The 17,145-nt window shown below is 64.9% G+C and carries 13 protein-coding genes and 2 pseudogenes; 9 read left to right on the top strand and 6 right to left on the bottom strand.

What is annotated here, in order from left to right:
• Nucleotides 1–79 precede the first annotated feature (79 nt).
• The 3 genes from F474_RS05950 to F474_RS05940 are packed head-to-tail and all read left to right on the top strand — an operon-like array spanning nt 80 to nt 3,044.
• Nucleotides 80–1,207 (top strand): ABC transporter substrate-binding protein, encoded by a 1,128-nt coding sequence (locus tag F474_RS05950; RefSeq protein WP_097083472.1) that lies wholly within the window; start codon nt 80–82, stop codon nt 1,205–1,207.
• The gene (locus tag F474_RS05945) at nt 1,204–2,271 is read left to right on the top strand and encodes an iron ABC transporter permease (protein ID WP_097083473.1); all 1,068 of its coding nucleotides are present in this window, start codon (nt 1,204–1,206) and stop codon (nt 2,269–2,271) included. Before F474_RS05950 ends, F474_RS05945 begins: the two co-directional genes overlap by 4 nt.
• Nucleotides 2,268–3,044 carry an ABC transporter ATP-binding protein gene (locus tag F474_RS05940; RefSeq protein WP_097083474.1) on the top strand — a complete coding sequence of 259 codons (777 nt, stop codon included), beginning with the start codon at nt 2,268–2,270 and terminating at the stop codon, nt 3,042–3,044. Before F474_RS05945 ends, F474_RS05940 begins: the two co-directional genes overlap by 4 nt.
• 41 nt (nt 3,045–3,085) lie before the next feature.
• Here the strand turns inward: F474_RS05940 and cmoB are convergent, their stop codons facing one another.
• Nucleotides 3,086–4,042 carry a tRNA 5-methoxyuridine(34)/uridine 5-oxyacetic acid(34) synthase CmoB gene (gene cmoB, locus F474_RS05935; RefSeq protein WP_097083475.1) on the bottom strand — a complete coding sequence of 319 codons (957 nt, stop codon included), beginning with the start codon at nt 4,040–4,042 and terminating at the stop codon, nt 3,086–3,088.
• A complete protein-coding gene (cmoA, locus tag F474_RS05930; RefSeq protein WP_097084257.1) occupies nt 4,039–4,779 on the bottom strand; it encodes a carboxy-S-adenosyl-L-methionine synthase CmoA in 741 nt (246 codons plus the stop codon). The genes cmoB and cmoA overlap by 4 nt, the downstream gene beginning before the upstream one ends.
• 169 nt (nt 4,780–4,948) lie before the next feature.
• On the opposite strand from cmoA, the pseudogene F474_RS23210 reads away from it, so the two are divergent.
• A pseudogene (locus F474_RS23210) lies at nt 4,949–5,497 on the top strand (MCP four helix bundle domain-containing protein); the annotation flags it as partial.
• Between the two features lie 96 nt (nt 5,498–5,593).
• Nucleotides 5,594–6,598 (top strand): annotated as a pseudogene (locus F474_RS23205) (methyl-accepting chemotaxis protein); the annotation flags it as partial.
• Between the two features lie 3 nt (nt 6,599–6,601).
• On the opposite strand, the gene F474_RS05920 reads toward F474_RS23205, so the two are convergent.
• Both F474_RS05920 and lon read right to left on the bottom strand, forming a co-directional pair.
• Nucleotides 6,602–7,009 carry a protease inhibitor I42 family protein gene (locus F474_RS05920; RefSeq protein WP_097083477.1) on the bottom strand — a complete coding sequence of 136 codons (408 nt, stop codon included), beginning with the start codon at nt 7,007–7,009 and terminating at the stop codon, nt 6,602–6,604.
• A 39-nt stretch (nt 7,010–7,048) separates the two neighbouring features.
• Complete coding sequence (lon, locus tag F474_RS05915; RefSeq protein WP_097083478.1) at nt 7,049–9,460, bottom strand: endopeptidase La; 2,412 nt, start codon at nt 9,458–9,460, stop codon at nt 7,049–7,051.
• Between the two features lie 149 nt (nt 9,461–9,609).
• On the opposite strand from lon, the gene F474_RS05910 reads away from it, so the two are divergent.
• The 4 genes from F474_RS05910 to F474_RS05895 all read left to right on the top strand — a co-directional run bounded on the left by F474_RS05910 (nt 9,610) and on the right by F474_RS05895 (nt 13,961).
• Nucleotides 9,610–10,305: a methylamine utilization protein gene (locus F474_RS05910; protein WP_097084258.1), complete on the top strand. Its 696-nt coding sequence runs from the start codon at nt 9,610–9,612 to the stop codon at nt 10,303–10,305.
• Nucleotides 10,289–12,649, top strand: coding sequence for a bifunctional diguanylate cyclase/phosphodiesterase (locus F474_RS05905; RefSeq protein WP_097083479.1), 2,361 nt, complete (start codon nt 10,289–10,291; stop codon nt 12,647–12,649). The genes F474_RS05910 and F474_RS05905 overlap by 17 nt, the downstream gene beginning before the upstream one ends.
• A 62-nt stretch (nt 12,650–12,711) precedes the next feature.
• Nucleotides 12,712–13,527: a DUF3034 family protein gene (locus F474_RS05900; protein ID WP_371916119.1), complete on the top strand. Its 816-nt coding sequence runs from the start codon at nt 12,712–12,714 to the stop codon at nt 13,525–13,527.
• 2 nt (nt 13,528–13,529) lie between these two features.
• Nucleotides 13,530–13,961: a group 1 truncated hemoglobin gene (locus tag F474_RS05895; RefSeq protein WP_097083480.1), complete on the top strand. Its 432-nt coding sequence runs from the start codon at nt 13,530–13,532 to the stop codon at nt 13,959–13,961.
• A 34-nt stretch (nt 13,962–13,995) separates the two neighbouring features.
• Here F474_RS05895 and pdeM read toward each other — a convergent pair whose 3' ends face one another.
• Nucleotides 13,996–14,637, bottom strand: a complete 642-nt coding sequence (gene pdeM, locus F474_RS05890; protein WP_256577653.1) for a ligase-associated DNA damage response endonuclease PdeM — start codon at nt 14,635–14,637, stop codon at nt 13,996–13,998.
• A gap of 11 nt (nt 14,638–14,648) precedes the next feature.
• Nucleotides 14,649–17,111 carry a ligase-associated DNA damage response DEXH box helicase gene (locus F474_RS05885; protein WP_097083481.1) on the bottom strand — a complete coding sequence of 821 codons (2,463 nt, stop codon included), beginning with the start codon at nt 17,109–17,111 and terminating at the stop codon, nt 14,649–14,651.
• Nucleotides 17,112–17,145: the final 34 nt, after the last annotated feature.

The raw sequence follows: 17,145 nt of genomic DNA, 5'->3' as shown, positions 1-17,145 counted from the left end.
TGTAAGAGATTTCATGTTAACGAGAACGCTTCCTATGTAAAAATAGCTGCTATTTACCCACTCCGTTCCTGAGGTCTGCATGCCCCGTTGCGCTTCACGCCGCCTGTTCGGCGCCTTGGCCCTTGCACTGTTGTCCCATGGCGCGATGGCCGCCACTACCGTTACCGATATCGCTGGCCGCCAAGTGCAGATTCCAGACAAAGTCGACCATGTGTTGCTGGGCGAGGGGCGGATGATCTATGCCGTAGCGGCGCTCGACAGGGCCAACCCGTTCCAACGGGTGGTCGGTTGGCAGGGCGAGCTCAAGGAAGTGGATGCGCCTGGCTATGCCGCGTACAAGGCCAAGTTCCCGCAGATCGACAACATCCCCACCATCGGCCAGACCTCCGAAGCCAGCGTCAACCCTGAGCGGGTGCTGGACCTGCACCCCGACATCGCGATCTTCGGCATCGCCGGCCATGGCCCTGGCATCAAGAACCCTGTGGTCGAGCAACTGCAGCAGGCCGGTGTGCCGGTGCTGTTCATCGACTTTCGCGAGCATCCGATGCAGAACACCGTGCCAAGCATGAAGCTGCTCGGCCAGGCGCTGCAGCGCGAGAAAGAAGCCCAAGCCTACATCGACTGGTACCAACGCCACCTGGCGAAGGTCGAAAGCGTGGTCAGCCAGGTGCCCCCGGCCAAGCGCCCGTCGGTGTTCATCGAATTGCTGGCCGGTTACGGCAAAGGCGGCGTCGCCTGCTGCCACAGCGCCGGCAAAGGCAACATGGGTGAATTCATCGAGGCTGCCGGCGGTAACAACATCGCCGCGCCGCTGATCCCAGGCCCGATCGGGGACATCAACCTGGAGAAGCTGATCACAGCCGACCCGCGGTTCTATCTCGCCAGCGGCACGCGTGACGAAGCCAGCACCGATGCCGGCCTGAAGGCCGGGCAAGGTGTGAGCGAGAACGCTTCACGCGCCAGCCTGCAAACCCTGGTCGAGCGGCCCGGTATCAGCAGCCTCACGGCGGTGCGGGAAGGCCGGGTGCATGGGCTTTGGCACAACTACTACAACTCGCCGTACAACGTGCTGGCGGTCGAAGCCATGGCCAAGTGGTTCTACCCCGAGCAAATGAAAGACGTAGACCCGGCCAAGAGCCTCCAGGAGCTGGGGCAGTTCTTGCCCGTGCAGCCTCAAGGCACTTATTGGGTGGACCTGAAGCCGTGACCTTGCCGTTCGAGCCCGGCGCGGTGCAAGCGCCGGTGCAGGAGGATTACCGCCGCGTGGTGCGCCGCAGGCTGTTGCTGCTGGCGGCCTTTGCTGTGGCGATCTGTGCCTCGCTACTGCTGGATTTCACCCTGGGGCCGTCGGGCATGAGCCTGGGCGAGCTGTGGCAGGCGCTAGTGCACAAGGCCAGCGTCAGCCCGGGGCAACAGGTGATCGTGTGGGGCATCCGCTTGCCGCAGGCACTGATGGCGGTGCTGGTGGGTGCAGCATTGGGTTTGGCAGGCGCAGAAATGCAGACCATCCTCAACAACCCACTGGCCAGCCCCTTTACCCTTGGGGTCTCACATGCCGCCGCCTTCGGTGCGGCGCTGGCGATCGTTCTGGGCTGGGGCATTCCCGGTGTGCCAGACCAATGGCTGGTAGCGGCCGATGCCTTCGTGTTCGCGCTGCTGTGCACCCTGGCGCTGGATGTGCTGGCACGGCTGCGCAAGGCCGATACCAATGTGGTGGTGCTGTTCGGCATTGCCCTGGGTTTCACCTTCGGTGCGCTGGTGTCGCTGGTGCAGTTCGTGGCCAGCGAAGACGCCTTGCAAGCGCTGGTGTTCTGGACGTTGGGCAGCCTGGCGCGGGCTGACTGGTTCAAAGTCGGGCTATTGGCCGCGGCGCTGCTGGTGTGCCTGCCGCTGGCGCTGCGGCGTGCCTGGCAGCTCACGGCGCTGCGCCTGGGTGAAGACCGCGCCGCAAGCTTCGGCATCGACGTGAAGCAGCTGCGCATGGGCACCCTGTTACGGGTGAGTGTGCTCTCGGCGCTGGCGGTATCGTTCGTGGGCACCATTGGTTTCATCGGCCTGGTCGGGCCCCACATCGCCCGCATGCTGTTCGGTGAAGACCACCGCTTCTACCTGCCAGGCAGCGCCCTGGCCGGTGCATTGATCTTGTCGCTGGCCTCGGTGGTGTCGAAAAACATCCTCCACGGTGTGCTGGTGCCGGTGGGTATCGTCACTTCTCTGGTCGGCGTGCCGTTCTTCCTGTTCATCGTGCTGCGGCGCAAGGGGGTGCAATGATGGCCTTGGCAGTCGAAGGCTTGAGCGTGCGCTATGGCAAGCGGGCAGTGATCGAGTGCCTGAGCGTGGCTGCTATCGAGGCGGGGCAGGTTACCGCGTTGCTGGGGCCCAACGGCAGCGGCAAATCAACCTTGCTCAAGGCGCTCGCAGGCCTTGCCAGGGCTGGCGGCCAGGTGCTGCTGGGCGGCCGCGACCTGCTCAAGGCCAGTTTCGCCGAGCGTGCCGAGCAGGTGGTGTACCTGCCGCAAAGCCTGCCGGCCAGTGTGCACCTGCGGGTGTTCGAGTCGCTGCTGGTGGCTCGCCGTGCCTCTGGTGGGCGCCAAGCCGATGAGGAGGGCAACGCCTGGCGCCTGCTGCAGCGGTTGGGCATCGAGCACTTGGGCATGCGCTTTCTCGATGAACTCTCTGGCGGGCAAAAGCAGCTGGTGGGGCTGGCCCAGGCGTTGATCCGCCAACCCCGCGTGCTGTTGCTGGATGAGCCGCTGTCGGCGCTCGATTTGAACTATCAATTCCACGTCATGGCGCTGATCGCCGAGGAAACTCGAGAGCGCGGCATGATTACCCTCATTGTGCTGCACGATATCAATATCAGCCTGCGCCACACCGACCGGGTGCTGATGCTCAAAAACGGCGCGTTGGTGGCCAATGGTGCGCCAGCAGAGGTGATTACCGCCCAGAGTCTGGCGCAGGTCTACGGCGTACGTGGCCGCGTCGAGCGCTGCTCGCAGGGGCATGCGCAGGTGATGATCGATGGATTGGTGGTGGGGGTGTGACCGGCGTTGCCGCCCGTTGCACGTCGCCCAGCAAGCCAGCCCTATTTGCGGGCAGTGATCACCGCGCGCATCGGCGCCGGCAGGCCCTCGATCGTCTTGCCGTGGTCATCTGGGTCAAGGAAGCTTTCCAGCGACTGGTAGCGCATCCAGTCGGTGCTGCGTTGCTCGGCAACGCTAGTGTGGCTCACGTCCACGCAGCGCACCTCGCTGAACCCGGCGCGGCGTACCCATAGCTCCAGCGCCGCCACCGAGGGCAGGAACCACACGTTGCGCATCTGCGCGTAGCGGTCTTCAGGCACCAGCACCGTGTTGGCTTCGCCCGGCACCACCAGCGTCTCCAGCACCAGCTCACCGCCTTTGACCAGGCAGTCTTTCAAGGCCAGCAAGTGGTCGATGGGCGAGCGGCGATGGTAGAGCACGCCCATCGAGAACACCGTGTCGAAGCCTTGCAGGTTTGGCGGCAGGTCTTCGAGCGCCAACGGCAGGTGCCACGCAGGGCGGCCAGGCAGGTATCGGGCCACCGCCTGGAACTGGCAGAAGAATAACCAGTTGGGGTCGATGCCGATCACCGACTCTGCCCCTGCGCCGAGCATGCGCCACTGGTAGTAGCCGTTGCCGCAACCCACGTCGAGCACGCGCTTGCCGGCCAGGTTCAGGTGGGGCGCTACGCGCTGCCATTTCCAGTCCGAGCGCCATTCGGTATCGACATGCACGCCGAACAAATCGAAAGGCCCCTTGCGCCAGGGTGAAAGCCCCATCAGGGCGTCACGCAACTGCGCTCGGGTGCTCTCGTCGCAGTCGCCTGCCAGGGTAAGGCTGTCGCACAGCTCGGCTGCCCCCACGTTGATGTCTGGCAGCGAGCGCAGCGCATTCTGCCAACGCTCAAGATCACCATGGCCCTTGGCCAGGCGCGCGTCGAGGTCGGCTTGCAGGCCTTGGGCCCACGTGTGCAGGGGGGAGCCGGCGAGGCGGCTGACCAGGGGGCTGAGGTCGATCATGGCAGGACGATGAAAGAGGCGAAGTTGATGCACTGAAACCATGGCACTACCCGGCTGAACCCGGCGGCCAGCAAGCGCTCGCGGTGCTCTTCGACGCTGTCGGGCTTCATCACGTGTTCAATGGCACTGCGCTTCTGCGCGATTTCCAGCTCGCTGTAGCCATTGGCGCGCTTGAACGCCAGGTGCAGCTGCGTGAGCAGGGCCTGGTCTGCATCATCTGCAAAGCGCAGCTTCTCCGACAGCAGCAGTGCCCCGCCGGGTACCAGCGCCTCGCGGATCGCCCTGAGCAGCCCAAGGCGTTGATCGGGTGCGATGAATTGCAGCGTGAAGTTCAGCGCTACCACCGAGGCCGGCTGCCACTTCAGCTGCAGGATGTCCGCTTCGATCACCTGCACGGGCAGTAACTCCTGAAACATCGAATCTTGCGCCTTGAGGTACTCGGTGCAGCGGCTGGCCATGGCGGCGGAGTTATCGACCGCGATGACTCGGCAACCTTCGGTGCTGACATGTCGGCGCAGCGCCTGGGTGACCGCCCCGAGCGAAGCGCCCAGGTCATAGAGCGCCGTGTGCGGCTGGGCGAACTGCCCCGCCAGCACGCCGAGGTTCTCGACAATGGCAGGGTAGCCGGGTACCGAGCGCTTGATCATGTCGGGGAATACCCGCACGACGTCTTCGTTGAACACGAAGTCGGGCACCTGGGCCAGGGGCTGGGCGAAGAGGCGGTCGGAATCGGACACAGGCAGGCACGCAGGCTGGGAAAAACGGCGGATTTTAAAGGCCGACGGCTTCAGCCACAAGCGTGCAACGGCCAGCGGCAGGGGAGGTTGGGAAAATTCCTAAAAATGCGCCATTAGGTGATGGCACCGCGTGCTTGGGTGAGCCTAGGCACTCCGTCCACTCATAAGGATGTTCAGCATGCTCCAATTCCGTAATCTCAAGCTCAGGCCCAAGCTGTTGCTGGCGTTCGCGATGTGTGCAGGCATTACCGGCGCCGTGGCCTTGCTCGGCAACGCGGGCATCGCCCATGTGCACGCCGGGCTGGAAACGATCGTGAGCAACAACCTTGAGTCCATCAGCAAGGTCAACTTGGTCAAGGCCAATGTGATCGCCACCAACCGCGACCTTTTCCATGCCGTCGCGCTGTCGGCCCAAGGCGCGGAGCGCCAGGCCATCGAAGAGGTGCATGGCCGGTTCAGGCAGAACCAGGCCGAAGCCTTGGCCAATTTCCAGGCCTACCAGGCCACCCCCCTGCTGGATGACGAGCGCCAGGCCAGCGAGGCGTTCAAGCAGCAGTGGCCTGAATATGTAAGCGCCGCTGAACGCGTGTTCGAGCTGTTGGCGCGCGAGAACTTCAGTGGCGCCAGCCAACAGCTCAATAACGTTGCGCACCCGGCCTACCGCGCAGTGCTGGCGGACCTGAAGGTGATACTCGACTCCAATGCTCGCCAAGTCGATGCATTGGAAGATGTGGGCGCCCAGACCTACCAGCGCGCCACTTGGCAACTGAGCTTCGGTGCGCTGCTCGCCGCCTTGTGCGCTGCCGGGCTGGGCCTGCTGATCACACGCATGATCACCGGCCCACTGGGCCGGTCGGTACAAAGCGCCAGCCGCGTGGCAGAAGGGGACCTGACCCACCCCATCCAAGCCGAGGGTGATGACGAAACCGGGCAGTTGCTGCAAGCGCTTTCACGCATGCAGCACAACCTGCGCGAGATGGCCGGGCAATTGGCCGAGGCCGCGCGGCACCTGGCGGGGTCGGCTGGTGAGCTGAGCGAAGTGACCGAGAATGGCAGCCAGGAGCTGGCCCGGCAGAACGACGAGATCCAGCTGGCGGCCACTGCGGTAACGCAGATGAGTGCAGCCATCGATGAGGTGGCCCAGCAGGCTGCGGGCACGTCGCAGGTTTCCCACCAGACCGCCGAGCACGCGCTGCAAGGCCAGCAGCAAGTTCAGGCCGCCAGCCAGGCAATGGATCAGATGACCCAGACCATCCGTGAATCGACCCAACAGATCGAAACCCTCGCTGAGCAGGTGCGCGGTATCACCACGGTGCTGGACGTGATCCGCGGCATTGCCGAGCAGACCAACCTGCTGGCGCTCAACGCTGCCATCGAAGCGGCCCGTGCTGGAGAGCAAGGGAGGGGGTTTGCCGTAGTAGCCGACGAGGTGAGGGCCCTGGCCCACCGTACCCAGGCTTCGACCGGCGAGATCGAAGCGATGATCGCCCAGGTGCAGGCCAGCGCCGATGAGGCGGTGCTGGCAATGGTCAAGAGCCAGAATGTCGCCACTCGGACCCAGACGCTTGCCAGCGAAGCGGGCCAGGCGTTGGAGCGCATCAGTGCCGGCGTGGGCCAGATCAATGAGCGCAACCTGGTGATCGCTACCGCTGCCGAGGAGCAGGCGCAGGTGGCCCGCGAGGTGGACCGCAACCTTGTGAATATCCAGGGGCTGGCCGAACGAACCGCTGCCGGCGCCGACCAGACCAACACTTCGAGCCAGCGGCTTGCCGACCTGGCGCTGTCGTTCAACACCCTGGTGGGGCGCTTCAAACTCTAAGCGTTACTTGACCACCACTGCGCAGTCGAAGGTGTCCACCGGTTTGACTTCAGGCGCCCAAGGCTGCTGCGACACCAGCTTCAGGTGCGCCTGCCCGGCGGCAATGGCTTTGAAACGCCACAGCGACTGGCCATTGCCGCCCACCAGCCCCGCGTCTTCGGGGTCGGTGTACACCTCTGGGCCAAGGCTCTGCAGCACCCCAGGGGCTGCGTCGACCACCTTCCAGCGAAACCCGCTGGTGGGCAGGCTCGGCAACTTCAGGTCAACGTGCTGCCCAACCACCAGCGGCAACGGGCACTGGCTCTGCTTGCTCAGGCTCACGGTACGTTGCGGCCCAGGCCCATGGCCGGTACAGGCGGCCAGCGCCACTATTCCCAACCCCAGCCCGCAACGGCTCAACAGCGTGTTCATACGTCTTCCCCTTCATCCAATGAATGTGCCGGCAGGCCTTCAACCGAACAGCACCTTGGCCACGTCCCCGAAGCGCCTGGCGAAATGCACCGTCAAGCCTTCCTTGAGGTAGTCGGGCAGCTCGGCGTAATGCCCCCGGTTGGCCTCTGGCAGGATCAGCTCGAAAATCTTCTGCCGGCGCGCGGCGATGACTTTCTCGCGCACCCCGCCAATAGGCAACACATGCCCGGTCAGGGTCAGCTCGCCGGTCATGGCGATGCCTTTCTTCGGCGCCTGATCGCGAGCCAGCGAAAGAAGCGCACTGGCCATGGTGACGCCGGCGCTGGGGCCGTCTTTAGGGGTAGCCCCTTCCGGCACGTGCAGGTGCACGAAGGCTTCGTCGAAGAATTTGGGATTGGCGCCATACGTCTTCAGATGGCTGCTGATGTAGCTGTAGGCGATTTCGGCCGACTCCTTCATCACGTCGCCCAATTGCCCAGTGAGCTTGAAGCCCCGGTTCAGGCTGTGGATGTGGGTCGCTTCGATGGGCAAGGTCGCACCGCCCATGCTGGTCCAGGCCAGGCCCGTGATCACCCCTTTGCCCGCCAGCACCTGCTCCGACCGGAACACCGGCATGCCCAGGGACGCCTCGAGGTCTTTGGGCCCAAGCTTGATCACCGCCTCCGGCTCGTCGATCAGCCGCACGACCGCCTTGCGCACCAGCTTGCCCAGCAGCTTCTCGAGCTGGCGCACCCCGGCTTCCCGGGCGTAACCGTCGATGACTGCACGCAGGGCGGCGTCGCTGATGCTCAGCTTGCCTTTCTTGACCCCCGCGCGCTCCAGCTGGCGTGGCCACAAGTGGCGTTTGGCGATTGCGAGCTTCTCTTCGGTGATGTAACCGGAAAGCCGGATCACTTCCATGCGGTCGAGCAGCGGGCCGGGGATCGAGTCCAGCGTGTTGGCCGTGCACACGAACAGCACCTTGGACAGGTCCAGGCGCAGGTCCAGGTAGTGGTCGAGGAAGTCGACGTTCTGCTCCGGGTCGAGGGTTTCCAGCAGCGCCGAGGCTGGGTCGCCCTGGTAGCTCTGGCCCATCTTGTCGATCTCGTCGAGCATGATCACCGGGTTCATCACTTCCACGTCTTTCAACGCCTGCACCAGCTTGCCCGGTTGGGCGCCGATGTAGGTGCGGCGATGGCCCTTGATCTCGGCCTCGTCGCGCATACCGCCCACACTGAAGCGGAAGAACGGCCGGCCCAGGGATTCGGCGATGGATTTGCCGATGCTGGTTTTGCCCACGCCCGGGGGGCCCACCAGCAGCACGATCGAGCCACTGATCTCGCCTTTGTAGGCGCCGACGGCAAGGAATTCGACAATCCGTTGCTTGATGTCGTCCAGCCCCGCATGGTGCTGGTCGAGCACCTTGCGGGCGTGGCCCAGGTCGAGCTTGTCTTTGCCGTAAACACCCCAGGGCAGGGCGGTTGCCCATTCCAGATAGTTGCGGGTCACGGCGTATTCGGGGGAGCCGGTTTCGAGAATGCCGAGCTTGTGCATTTCCTCATCGATTCGCTTGCGAGCCGGTTCCGGAAGGGTCTTGCCTTCAAGGCGCTGCTTGAACTGTTCAAGGTCTGCGCTGCGGTCGTCCTTGGTCAGCCCCAGCTCCTGCTGGATCACCTTGAGCTGCTCCTTGAGGAAGAATTCGCGCTGATGCTCGCCGATCTGGCGATTGACCTCGGCAGAAATCTCTTTCTGCAACCTCGCCACTTCCACTTCCTTGCGCAGCATCGGCAGCACCCGTTCCATACGCTTGAGCATCGGAACGCAGTCGAGCACCTGCTGCAGCTCCGCGCCGGTCGCCGAGGTCAGCGCCGCGGCAAAATCGGTGAGCGGGGAGGGGTCATTGGGGCTGAAGCGGTTTAAGTAATTCTTCAGCTCTTCGCTGTAGAGCGGGTTGAGCGGCAGCAGCTCCTTGATCGCGTTGATCAATGCCATGCCGTAGGCCTTGACCTCATCGGTGGGCTCGGCCGGTTGCAGGGGGTACTCCACCTCCACCAGGTACGGCGGGCGATGGTGCTTGAGCCAGGTGCGGATGCGCACGCGGGTCAGGCCCTGAGCGACGAACTGCAGTTTGCCGTCTTCACGGCTGGCGTGGTGCACCTTCACCAGCGTGCCGTACAGGGGCAGGGCGGAGGTGTCGAAATGGCGGTGGTCTTCGGCTGGGGTTTCCATGAAGAACAGCGCCAGGCTGTGGTGGGGAGTCTTGGCCACCAGGTCGAGGGTTTCGGCCCAGGGCTCTTCGTTGACGATCACCGGCAGCACTTGCGCGGGAAAGAAGGGGCGGTTGTGAATGGGGATCACATAGACCTTGTCCGGCAAGCTCTGGCCAGGCAGGGCCAGCTCTGTGCTGGTGTCGATGGCGTGTTCGATGTGGTCTTGGTCAGCGGCGTCGTTGTCGTCGTACCGGTCGCTCATGGGGCACCTGGTCAAGGAAGTATGCAGCCTTAGATGGGGAACCATCGAGCGGGTTTCAATGGCTGGCGCTCCAGCTTCAGCTAGCGTTGCCGATAGCCTTGTACCCACCCGTCAACGGCGGGTCGATGCCCCCTGCCCAGGTGCCCGACATGTTCAACCTCTTTCTACGGCTGGCCGCCGGTGCCAGTGCCCTGATGCTCGGCATGGCCGCCAGTGCCGCGACCTTCCAGGCCCATGTTCAAGAGGCCGACGGCAAGCCTGTGGCAGATGCCGTGATTACCCTTGCAGGCCCCGCAGGCAGGGCGCCCGGCGCGGCGCAGGCGGTGATGGACCAGCGCGCCAAGGCTTATCTGCCGCATGTGCTGGCGGTGCGCACCGGCACGGCGGTGAGTTTCCCCAACAGCGACAACATCCGCCACCAGGTGTATTCGTTTTCACCTGCCAAACGGTTCGAGCTGCGCCTGTACGAAGGCACACCCACCTCGCCGGTGGTGTTCGACAAGCCAGGCGTCGTGGTGCTGGGCTGCAATATCCATGACTGGATGTTGGGCTACATTTACGTGACCGACGACCCTTGGTTCGCGGTAACCGACGCCGAAGGCAACGCCCGGTTCAGCGATTTGCCAGCCGGGGCCTATCAGCTCACGGCCTGGCACCCGCAAAGCGCCGAGCAGCAGCCCCAGCCCCAGGGCGAGCTTCAGATAGACGCCTCTACCAGCCACCGCACTTACACGCTGGCCATCACACCGTTGCCGGCCGATACCCCGCAGGCACCGGCCCCGAGCGCCTTCGGCCAGGCCTTTGGCAACGCCGTGCAAGAGACCACACGTGAAACCACGAAGTAGTTTTCAGGCCCGTATCACCGCATTGCTGGTGCTGTTGCTGCTGGTGGTGATCGCGGTGATCACCCTGGCGGTGAAAGTCGCCACGGCCGAGGCCGTGCGCGCCCAGGCCAGTGACCAGCTGGAAGTGGGTACGCGCGTGTTCGAGCGGCTTCTGGACTTCAATGGCCGCCGCCTGCGCGACGGCGTACAGCTGTTGGCCGCGGATTTCGGCTTTCGCGATGCCGTCGCCAGCGATGACTCGGCCACGGTTCGCTCGGCGCTGGCCAACCACGGTAACCGCATCGGCGCCAGCGACGCATTCTTGCTGGGCATGGACGGCACGGTCATGGCCAGCACGGTCGACAGCGTGCCGGTCGGTCAGGCTTTTCTGTACGACCAGGCGTTGCGCGAGGCCCATCGGCGCAGCCAGTCGAGTGTGATTGTGCCGATCGCTGGCCAACCTCACCTGTTGGTGGAAGCGCAGATCATGGCGCCCCTGCCGGTGGCGCGGGTAGTGATGGGTTTTACCATGGATGCCGACTTCGCCCGGGAGCTGCACGCGCTGAGCAACCTGCAAGTGTCGATCATGACCTTGGACAACGGCCAGCCTGGCCCACTGGTGAGCACTCAGCCGGCGCAACTGCGCGATGGCATCGTGCAATGGCTGCAGGCTCATTCCGAAGGCCGGCACGTGCAACTCAACGATGTTCAGGGGCAACGGTTTCTGAATCAGAGCCTGGTACTGGCGGCAGACCCTGCTTCCGGCGCCAAGGTACTGGCCCTGCTGCAAAGCCCGCTCGATGACGCCTTTCATGCCTTCGCCCCGCTTGACCACAACCTGGCACTGATCGCGGGCGCTGCGCTGGTGGTATCGCTGTTGGCCTCGCTGCTGCTGGCGCGTAGCCTGACGCGCCCTGTACGTATTCTGGCCGCCGCCGCCGAGCGGATTGGCCAGGGGGACTATCACACCCCCGTGCACCTGAGCCGTGAGGATGAGCTAGGCACACTGGCCGGTGCCATTAACCTGATGCAGGACGGTATAGCCGAACGCGAATTGCGCCTGGCGCACAACGCCCTTCACGACCCCGTGACAGGCCTGCCCAACCGCGCGCTGGCTACCGAACGCCTGGGCAGCGCAATCGCTGCCGGGCGGCCAATGGCGGTGCTCTACATCAGCCTCGACAACCTGCGCGCCTTGGGCGAAAGCGGCGGGCCGGCTTATACCGAGCAATTGCTGGGCGATGCCAGCCGCGCGTTGGAGAAACTGCTCAGCCCCGGCGATACCCTGGCTTACCTGATCGGCGGCGAATTTCTCTTGCTGCTTGACCAATTCGACAGCGACCGGGCAGTGGCGGTGGCCGACCAGGCGCAGCAGGCGATGATCCGGCCCCGGCGAGTGGGCTTGCACGATGTCAGCCTCGATGCGCGTATCGGCATTGCAGCTTACCCCGCCGACGGCGATGACGCCGAGGCGCTGTTGGGCCGCGCGGCCATCGCCATGCAGGACGCCCAGGACATACCGGATCGCTTGCAGGTGTACCAGCATGGCCGCGACCTCGCGCACCAGCGGCAAATCCGGCTGATCCGCGATCTGCGCCGTGCCGCCGGCAACGCCGAGCTGTTCCTCACCTACCAACCCAAGCTCGACATCGGCGAAGCCCAGGTGCGTCAGGCCGAGGCACTGCTGCGCTGGCAGCACCCGCAGTTCGGGTTGATTTCACCCGGCGAGTTCATTCCCCTGGCCGAGCGCACCGGTAGTATCCAGTCGCTCACCGGTTGGGTGCTGGAGGAGGGCATACGCCAACTGGGCGAGTGGCGTGACCGGGATTTGCAGGTGCAGTTATCGCTGAATATCTCTGCCGATGACCTGGCCAGCGACGCACTGGCCGAGCGTGTTCCGGCGTTACTGCTCAAACATGGTGTGGGGGCCGACCAGCTTATTTTCGAGATCACCGAAAGCGCTGTGATGCGCGAGCCAGAGGCGGCGTTAAGGGTGCTCGAACGCCTGCGCGAGGTGGGCGTGAGCCTGTCGATCGACGACTTCGGCACCGGTTACTCGTCGCTGGCGCACCTCAAGCGTATGCCGGTGCAAGAGCTGAAGATCGACCAGTCGTTCGTGCGCAACCTGGATGAGACCAGTGACGACGCGGTCATCGTGCGCTCTACCATCGAGATGAGCCACAACCTGGGCCTGAAGGTGGTGGCCGAGGGCGTGGAGTACGAACACACCCTTCGCTTGCTCGAGCGGTGGCAGTGCGACACTGCCCAGGGTTACCTGATCAGCCGGCCGTTGACCGCCGCGGCATTCGAGGCCTGGTTGCGCGAGTCGATCTACTTTCCCACCGTTGTGGAGCCCGCATTGTGAACACACGCATTCTCGCCCCGCTGTTGTGGCTTGCCGCTGCCGGTGTCGGTGCCGATTTCGGTATCGCCCCGGTGCTGGCAGAGGGCGGCAAGCTCTGGGCTACCGGCGGCGCTACCAACCTGGAAGGTACTGCCGGTGGCGGCATAACCCCGTGGGCAGTGATCGGCAGCTACGCCGAGGAAGGGCAGTGGGGGGCCAACGCGTTCGCCACGCGGGTGTGGCTGCCTGATTATCGATTGGATGTGGCCGGGGTGTCGGCAGCCTACGGCAACCGTGTGGAGTTCTCCTATGCGCGGCAGCGCTTCGATTTGGGCAGCCTGGTGCACAAGGCCTCCCTGCCGGAGAACAGCCTCAGCCAGGACGTGCTCGGCGCCAAGCTGAAGCTGTTCGGCGACCTGATCTACGGCGACATTCCGCAGGTGTCGCTGGGGCTTGAATACAAGCACCAGCGCGACTTTCTCATCCCCCAACTGGTGGGCGCGCGGCGGGATCACGATGTGGAGGGCTACATCGCCGCCAGCCGGGTGATCCTCGGTGGCTTCTTTGGTTACAACCTGCTGCTCAATGGCGACCTGCGCTATAGCCGGGCGAACGAGATGGGCCTGCTGGGCTTCGGCGGTGACCGCCGAGACCGGCGCAGCTGGCTCAAGGAGGGCTCGATGGCGGTGCTGCTCAACCCGCACTGGGCAGTGGGCATGGAGTATCGCGAGAAGCCCGACAACCTTTCGTTTGCCGGCGAAAGCGATTGGGCGGACGTATTCGTAGGCTGGTTTCCCACCAAGCATGTGTCTGTGGTGCTGGCCTATGCACGCCTGGGCGAGATCGCCACGCTCCAGGACCAGAATGGCACCTATCTTTCGCTGACCGGGAGCTTCTGAACATGCGCTTGTCAGCACTGATATTCGCCAGCCTGTTGCTTGCTGCCTGCGCCCAGAGCCCGCGGCAACCGCCGGCCGACCCGAGCCTTTACCAAGCGCTGGGCGGCAAGCCCGGTATCACTCGCCTGGTGGAGGCGATGCTGATCAATGTGGCCCAGGACCCGCGGATCGTCAGCCACTTCAAGAACGTCGACCCGGTGCGGCTGCGTGACAAGCTGGTCGAGAAGTTCTGTGTCGAAACGGGCGGGCCCTGTGTATACAGCGGCGACAGCATGGCCGAGGCGCACAAGGGGCAGAACATCAGCAAGGCCGAGTTCAATGCCTTGGTTGAAGATCTACTCAAGGCCATGGACAGCCAGGGCGTACCTGTGCCGGTGCAGAACCGGCTGATCGCCAGGCTGGCGCCGCAGCGCGAAGAGGTGATTCACAAGTAGCTCCAGGGCGTGGCACCAGCGGCTTCACCTGCCCTCAGGGCAACGCGAACACGCCTTCCGGGGCAGCCAGCACCAGTTGCATCCCCGGTTTGCGCTGCACTGCAAAGCCCCCGGTAAATGCCCCGAAGGCCGGCAGCAGGGTCACCTGTTCTCCCAGGCAATAACACGGCAGGCGCAGGCGCTGGCGGCCGCGGCCGGTCAGCAGGTAGACCGGGTGAATGTGGCCAGCCAGCACGTGATGGGTGGGGTGAGGGGCCGGCTCATGGCGCAGGGCGAGGGGCCCGCGCAGCAGAGGCTCATTGGCCACTTCCATTTCCAGGGCGGCTGGCGGGTCGCCGGCGTGATGGTCGTGGTTGCCACGGATCAGGATGATGCGCAGGCCAGGATGGCTGGCCCGCCAGGCTGCCAAGGCCTCCAGCGTCGCACTGCCCTGAGCGGCAGGCCCGTGGAGGAAGTCTCCTAGAAAAATCAGCTCGCGGCAGTCATGCCGTGCCAGCAGCCGGTCGAGCAGGGCCAGGTTCGCAGCCGTGGTGCCATGGGGCACTGGCTGGCCCAAGGCCCGGTACACCGCGGCTTTGCCAAAGTGCGCATCGGCCACCAGCAGGGCCTGCTCTGCCGGCCAGTAAACGGCCTTTTCGGCCAAAAGCCATAATTCGGCGCCGGCTACGTTCGTCACCAACCAGGGGTTCAGGGGGCACCTCCCGCCGCTTTTTCCAGGTCTCGCAGCATCCGCGCGATCCGGTCGTTGAGTTTCTCCGAGCTCAGCCGCTCGCGCAGCCGCTCCACCAGCAACGGGAAGGCCAAGGGTGTGGGCCGGTCGATCTGCCGCAGGTCCAGCGTACAACCCTGCAGATGCTCCAGGCTTGCACGCAGGCGCGCGATGTCCAGCTCCTGGCCGAGCACTTCCTGCTCGGCCTGGGCCAGCAGCAGGTTTTGCGCGTCATACTGGCGGAACACATCGAAAAACAGCTGGCTGGAGGCTTGCACTTGGCGCGTGCTCTTCTGTGCACCGGGGTAACCGCCGAACACCAGGCCGGCGATGTGGGCGATTTCGCGGAAACGGCGCTGCGCAAGCTCGCCTGCATTGAGGCTGGCGAGCACGTCCTCGAAAAGGTTCTCCGGGCTGAGCAGCCCTTCTGCCAGGGCCTGCGCCCAGTCAACTGGCGTAGGGCTGAGCAGCTCCAGGCCATAGTCGTTGACCGCCAGCGAGAAGCTGGCCGGCTCGCGCTGGCCCAGCCGCCAGGCCAATAGGCTGGCCATGCCCAGATGCACCAGGCGCCCGGCGAAGGGGTAGATGAACAGGTGCCAGCCCTCACGGGTTTTCAGCTGTTCGATCAACAGGCGCTGGCGGCCTGGCAGGCCTGACCAGGCCTGCTGGAGTTCCAGCAGGCCACGCACGGCACGCAGGGGTGCGCTGGCGAAGCTCCCTGCACTGGCGGCATCGAACTGCTCCATCAGGGCATCGGCCAGTTCGCTGGACAGCGGCATGCGCCCGCCATTCCAGCGAGGCACGGCAGGCTTGGCACCGGCCGCGCGCTTGACGTAGGCCGTCATGCCCTCGACCCGCACCAGCTCAAGCGTGCGCCCCCCGAACAGCATCAGGTCGCCCGGGCGCAGGCGGGCGATAAAACCTTCTTCCACCGTGCCTATGGATTTGCCGCCGCCGCCTTTGCTCCAGTATTTAAGGTTCAGCGAAGCGTCGCTGACGATGGTACCGATGCTCATGCGGTGGCGCCTGGCCAAGCGCGCGTCAGGCACTCGCCACAGGCCATCCTCGGCCGGTTCCACACGGCGATAGTCAGGGTAGGCGGTGAGCGACAACCCGCCATGGCGCACGAAGGCCAACGCCCACTGCCAGGCCGCGTCACTCAGGTTGCGATAGGCCCAGGCGGTGCGCACTTCAGCCAGCAACGCATCAGGTTCGAACCCCCCGCCCAGCGCCACCGTCACCAAGTGCTGCACCAGCACATCCAGCGGCTGCTCCGGTGAAAGCCGGGGTTCCAACCGGCGCTCGCGCACCGCTTTTTCAGCCGCTGCGGCTTCCACCAGCTCCAGGCTATGCGTAGGCACCAAGGTGACTCGCGATGCGCGCCCTGGCCCGTGCCCGGAGCGCCCGGCGCGTTGGATCAAGCGCGCCACACCCTTGGCCGAGCCCACCTGCAGCACTCGCTCTACCGGTGCGAAGTCAACCCCAAGGTCCAGGCTTGAAGTACACACCACCGCCTTGAGCTGCCCGGCCTTGAGCGCCTGCTCGACCCACTGGCGCACCTCGCGGGCCAGCGAGCCGTGGTGCAGCGCGATCAGGCCAGCCCAGTCGGGCCGAGCATCGAGGATCGCCTGGTACCAGATCTCGCTCTGCGCCCGGGTATTGGTGAACACCAGGCTGCTGGCGCTGCTGTCGAGCTCGGCCACCACTTGGTCAAGCATGCGCAGGCCCAAATGGCCAGCCCACGGAAAGCGCTCCACCGAAGCAGGCAGCAGGGTATCGACTTCGATCGCTTTGCGCGCATCGCCTTCGATGCGCACACCGGCCTCGCCCAGCAGCACCTGCTGGGCATGCTCGAGGTTGCCAAGGGTGGCCGACAGGCCCCAGGTCTGTAGCGCAGGGTTCCATTGGCGCAGCCGCGCCAAGGCCAGTTGCACCTGCACGCCCCGTTTGTTGCCCAGCAGCTCGTGCCACTCGTCGACCACCACCAGGCGCAGGCTGGCCAGCTCGCTGCGGGCGTTCTCCCGGGCCAGCATCAGGCTCAGGCTTTCGGGCGTGGTCACCAGAACGGTGGGCAAGCGGCGGCTCTGGCGAGCGCGTTCACTGGCGCAGGTGTCGCCGCTGCGCAGGCCCAGTGACCAGCCGATGCCCAGCTCTTGCACCGGCACCTGCAAGGCGCGCAGCGTGTCGCTGGCCAGCGCGCGCATGGGTGTGATCCACAGCACAGTGAGCGGTGCGCCAGCGGCGCGGCGGGTTTTGGCAGCTGGGGCAGGGCTGCCCCAGGTGTTAAGGGCGCCGAACCACAGGGCATAGGTTTTGCCTGCACCGGTGCTGGCGTGCAGCAACCCTGAATGCCCCGCGCCCATGGCTTTCCAGGCCGCGCGCTGGAAGGGGAACGGCTTCCAGCCACGGCTGTTGAACCACTGTCTGGCGTAGTCGGGCATCGGCGGCCTGCGTGTGCTGTCGTTGTTCGGCAGA

The organism is Pseudomonas sp. URIL14HWK12:I12, from assembly GCF_003097135.1.
GTDB lineage: Bacteria > Pseudomonadota > Gammaproteobacteria > Pseudomonadales > Pseudomonadaceae > Aquipseudomonas.
This window is presented reverse-complemented; position numbering and strand designations above follow the sequence as displayed.

Bases quoted from the DNA above. Each gene is read 5' to 3' on its own strand.
- F474_RS05950 (WP_097083472.1), top strand. From the start codon at position 80: ATGCCCCGTTGCGCTTCACGCCGCCTGTTCGGCGCCTTGGCCCTTGCA.
- F474_RS05940 (WP_097083474.1), top strand. From the start codon at position 2,268: ATGATGGCCTTGGCAGTCGAAGGCTTGAGCGTGCGCTATGGCAAGCGG.
- cmoB (WP_097083475.1), bottom strand. From the start codon at position 4,042: ATGATCGACCTCAGCCCCCTGGTCAGCCGCCTCGCCGGCTCCCCCCTG.
- F474_RS05920 (WP_097083477.1), bottom strand. From the start codon at position 7,009: ATGAACACGCTGTTGAGCCGTTGCGGGCTGGGGTTGGGAATAGTGGCG.
- lon (WP_097083478.1), bottom strand. From the start codon at position 9,460: ATGAGCGACCGGTACGACGACAACGACGCCGCTGACCAAGACCACATC.
- F474_RS05910 (WP_097084258.1), top strand. From the start codon at position 9,610: ATGTTCAACCTCTTTCTACGGCTGGCCGCCGGTGCCAGTGCCCTGATG.
- F474_RS05895 (WP_097083480.1), top strand. From the start codon at position 13,530: ATGCGCTTGTCAGCACTGATATTCGCCAGCCTGTTGCTTGCTGCCTGC.
- F474_RS05885 (WP_097083481.1), bottom strand. From the start codon at position 17,111: ATGCCCGACTACGCCAGACAGTGGTTCAACAGCCGTGGCTGGAAGCCG.